Source organism: Rhizobium subbaraonis (genome assembly GCF_900220975.1).
GTDB classification, from domain to species: Bacteria; Pseudomonadota; Alphaproteobacteria; order Rhizobiales; family Rhizobiaceae; genus Mycoplana; species Mycoplana subbaraonis.
The window spans coordinates 1-4488 of sequence record NZ_OBQD01000066.1 but is presented as its reverse complement, the minus strand read 5'-3'; the positions used below and the strand labels follow the sequence as shown (position 1 = coordinate 4488).

Here is a 4488-nt window from a genome sequence, read left to right as displayed (position 1 = left end):
CGGCCGGTAATTGATTGGAATAGTGGCCGGCTTCAAATCGGAACGGTGGCCGGTAATTAATCGGAATGCCGGCCGGCTTCAGACCGGAATCCGCAACCTCGATAAGCGGGACGCCGCTTTTAACAGAGAAACTGCTGATGTGGCCGAGGCGCTCGTTCAATCCGTCCCCTGGCGCGAATCCGGGATAACCCGCTGCGGTCAATACGTCGCCAATAACGTATGTCGTATTCGTCATCTCGAGTTCGTAAAATTCGTTCGAAGGAATACTATGTTCCAACAGAGCGAGGCCCCGTATTATATGGTGCTTCTTCACTTTTACCTTGAAGATGTTTGCGGGCTTAGTTGGATGGTAGACATCGATCTCCTCGCCGATTGCATCCTGGACGCAATGCGCAGCGGTCACTAGGCCGACGTCTTTGAGAAAAAACGCGCTCCCCTGCGCCCACTCTCCGTGGGCGTGTTCCAGTATCCAGACCGCCCTTCTCCTGATCTCTGTGCGCGTCGGCAGGACCATGATCGGCTGCGTTGGGAACGATGCGTTGAAACGCGTAGCGATACTTCGGTAAACTGGGTCTGATTGCCCCTTCACATTTCCGATCCAAGAAATCCTACCCCGCAGAAACCGCGCGATATCGCGTCGTCCGCCGTAGTGATCGTCAAACTTTTTCTGAGCGGCCGCTAAGCCGGTTGTCTCGATTGAAAATAGTGTGCTGCGAACATTTCGGACGAACCGTCGATCAACATTCAACGACCTTGAGACCCGTTACGATCCTGCGGCTATGCCTGTCGCCGTAGTGTGTCTTGTCCGGATGAACCTTGAAGCCATTGTTCGTAAAGGCTGCTAGCAACTGGGGAGCCAACAAATCAGGGGCAAAATTCCCCGTTGATGGCACCCCGGCCGCGAACAAAGCGCTAAGGGGCTGGTAGCTTGAGAACGTGATGTCGTCTGCATAGCGCGTGTAGATGCAATGCGCGGCCTTGGCGATGACCTGCATTTCCTTGTCCAGCCTGAAACAGATCATGTTTGAAAGGACGGGACTCGTTGGGGCTCCTTGGGGGAGAGTTCCCTGGTTCGAACAAAGGCGGGCGATGATCGAAGAGACATCCTCGTCGACACCCAGGGCCTTGAGGAGACCTACCACACGGTTTTCAGATATAGATGGAAAAAAGCGTTCAATATCGAGATTGATCACGAACTTGCTTTTCAGATGAGAAGCGGCGTTCGTGATCACGGATCGATCCCTAACAAAACCATGCACTGGTTTCCTTGGGCTGTAAATTTCGCCCAGTAGCGGTACCAACGCTCTCTGGAGCATTTTCAGCCGTCGATCTGGAGCGCTGATCAGCCTGCTCTTGCCAGGCCTAACGGAAATGTTGAAGTCCTTGTACATCCGACTTCGAAACCACCATATCTTGCGGAGTTCCGCCTCTGAAAGACAGAGGTACTGAAGAAGATCGGCCTTGCTCGCCATCTCCGGCGGGATTTTTACACGAAGGCTCACGCGTCCGAACACGTTCAGTGGATGTGGCACGAGGTCTCCCTCCAATCACGCCAGGCCCACATAGTCACGTGGCGCGCACGATATTGTAGAAGCATTCGCTCTTACGCCGCAGTTACGACAGCGCGTATGCGAGGGGAGACCTCGTATCTCGGGTCTAGCAAACGACGCGAGGAGCTGACAGTGATCAAGGCGACTACCAACGGATATCAACATGCTTTTTGATTAGTTTTCAGGTGCTCGGTGCACTTCCCGTCGACACGAGGTTTCTTGCTTCCGATGATTCATTCTTGTCATCGGACATCGCCGGCAAACTCAACCGCTCGCGGTGGGCAGCGTACTCGGCCAGAACCTGGCTGTCCGCAGGCCGTTAGGGCTGTCATCGTTTGTCCGATTAGGCAAATCGGACACCCATCCAATTGCAAGTCCGGACGGGTGTTCGGATGCGTGTTGAAGGTAGTGGGCGAATTCCCCCGCTTACGACCTTGGTCGGACCGCGTGGTACACAGCGGAAGAACCGTCCTTGCCAACCGCGAAGACGTCGTAGGACGCGCCTGGATCGTCCCCCATACCCAGGGAGCCGGAGGGCATACCGGGAACGGCCAGCCCGGCGATGTTCGGACGCTCGGCAAGCAGCCTGGTTATGGCGTCGAGCGGGACGTGGCCCTCGATGAAATAGCCCGCCAAGCTCGCCGTGTGGCACCCTTGCAGGTCCACCGGTACGGCGAAACGTTTCTTGACCGCTTCAAGATCGTCGACGTCTTCGGAAACAACGGAAAAGCCTGCATTTTGCATGGCCTTTGCCCATTCATGGCAACAACCGCAACTCGGGTCCTTGTAGACAACCATTCTTTCACCTGTTGCCAAGGCGGGATGGGTCATCAACACCGAACTGATGGCAACGCCGCATAGCAGAAAGTCTCTTCTCTTCATCTTTTTCTCTCCTGATAGATTGGCGGCGACGCTGATTGAAAGGCGAGGTCCAGCTCGCTTTTTGGCAGCAGTTGCCAGCCCTTGACGGCCGCATAAACAGCGGGAATGACGACAAGGGTAAGGATGGTGGAGGACGCCATGCCTCCGATCATGGGTACGGCGATACGCTGCATGATTTCAGACCCGGCCCCAGTGCTCCAAAGGATCGGCAAAAGGCCTGCCATGATTGCGACGACCGTCATCATCTTCGGGCGTACACGTTCTACCGCTCCGACAATTATCGCATGGTTGAGGTCGGAACGGGTAAAATTACGCCCCTCCGCTGCGCATACTGCCTGGCGTTCCCTGAGCGCCTGATCAAGGTAGATAAGCATGATGACGCCGGTCTCGGCGGCGACTCCTGCGAGAGCAATGAACCCCACCACGACGGCAACCGAGGCATTGAACCCAAGCCACCACATCAGCCAAATACCCCCGACGAGGGCGAAGGGCAGCGACAGCATCACGATCAGCGTTTCGGTAATCGCCTTGAAGTTCAGGTAGAGGAGCAGAAAGATCAGCCCGAGGGTCAACGGCACCACGATCGCCAGACGCGCTTTCGCCCGTTCGAGATATTCGTACTGGCCGCTCCAGGCGACCGAATACCCCGGCGGCATCTTCACGCTACCGGCAACCGCCTGCCGCGCTTCCGCGACATAGCCACCGAGATCGCGACCAGCGATATCGACGAACACGTAGACGGCAAGCTGGCCGTTCTCGGTGCGGATCGTCGTGGCACCGCGCGTCAACTTAACCTCGGCGACCACTCCCAATGGTACCGTCCCGCCGCCAGGCAGAGCAACCTGGACGTCACGGGCTATCGTTTGGGGATCGCTGCGCAAGGCACGGGGGTATCGCACTGCCACGCCATACCGCTCGCGTCCCTCAACCGTCGAGGTCACCACCTCGGAACCCAAAGCCGTGCCCACAACGTCCTGAACGTCGTCGACGCTTAGGCCGTAGCGCCCGAGCGCTATGCGGTCAGGAACAATGTCCAGATAGTAGCCGCCGATCACCCGTTCCGCGTAAGCGCTCGATGTGCCAGAGATGGTCTTCAGGACAGTCTCGACGTCGCGGGCGATCCGCTCCATCTCCTTGAGGTCCGTCCCGAATACCTTGACCCCGACGGGTGTCCTGATGCCTGTCGACAGCATATCGATGCGGGCTCGGATCGGCATCGTCCAGGCGTTAGACACGCCGGGAAACTGCAGCGTCGCGTCCATTTCCTGCTTCAGGCTGTCGATGGTCACGCCTGGCCGCCATTCGGATTTCGGCTTCAGCGTGATGATCGTCTCGAACATCTCCGTCGGAGCCGGATCGGTCGCGGTCAGCGCCCTGCCCGCTTTGCCGAAGACCGTTTCGACCTCCGGGAAGGACTTGATAATGCGGTCCTGGGTCTGCATCAGATCGGCTGCCTTCGTCACCGACAGGCCGGGCAAGGTCGTCGGCATGTACATCAGCGTGCCTTCGTTCAAAGTCGGCATGAATTCGCTGCCGATCTGGCGGGCGGGCCAGACCGTTACCGCCAAGGCTGCCACGGCGAGCAGGATCGTCAGCGTCTTCTCCCGAAGCACCCCGGAAATGACTGGACGATAAATCCAGATCAGGAAACGGTTGAGCGGGTTTCTGTGCTCCGGGACGATCCTCCCACGTACGAATACCACCATCAGCGCCGGAACGAGGGTAACCGACAGCAGGGCGGCTGCCGCCATAGCAAAGGTCTTGGTGAAGGCGAGCGGTCCGAAGAGACGGCCTTCCTGCGATTCTAAGGTGAAGATCGGCAGGAATGACACGGTGATGATCAGCAGACTGAAGAACAGCGCTGGTCCGACCTCGCTCGCCGCCTTGATCAGTATCTCGGTTCGCGGCTTGTCCGGCGGGGCGCGCTCCAAATGTTTGTGAGCGTTTTCGATCATCACGATTGTCCGTCGTCGAATAATTTGAGACTTTTGGGGCTCTGGAAGAATGGAGTTTCCGGCTCGGTTTGCGGATTGATTTAAGCTGCTTTGGCCTGGTG

4 protein-coding genes are annotated in these 4488 nt (G+C 57.5%); all 4 read right to left on the bottom strand.

Annotated features, from left to right (window positions below; all coding sequences use genetic code 11):
• Positions 1 to 514, bottom strand: a 514-nt coding sequence (locus CRO48_RS31345) for a S1 family peptidase (protein ID WP_141402169.1), incomplete at its 3' end; no start/stop codon positions are given.
• A 223-nt stretch (positions 515 to 737) separates the two neighbouring features.
• Complete coding sequence (locus CRO48_RS31340) at positions 738 to 1532, bottom strand: reverse transcriptase family protein (RefSeq protein WP_141402168.1); 795 nt, start codon at positions 1530 to 1532, stop codon at positions 738 to 740.
• A gap of 444 nt (positions 1533 to 1976) precedes the next feature.
• Positions 1977 to 2432, bottom strand: a complete 456-nt coding sequence (locus CRO48_RS31335; protein ID WP_097143533.1) for a DUF411 domain-containing protein — start codon at positions 2430 to 2432, stop codon at positions 1977 to 1979.
• Positions 2429 to 4488, bottom strand: a 2060-nt coding sequence (locus tag CRO48_RS31330; protein WP_245423734.1) for an efflux RND transporter permease subunit, incomplete at its 5' end; no start/stop codon positions are given. The genes CRO48_RS31335 and CRO48_RS31330, both read right to left, overlap by 4 nt.

Excerpts from the sequence above, each read along its gene's own strand:
- CRO48_RS31335 (WP_097143533.1), bottom strand. The coding sequence starts at position 2,432 with ATGAAGAGAAGAGACTTTCTGCTATGCGGCGTTGCCATCAGTTCGGTG.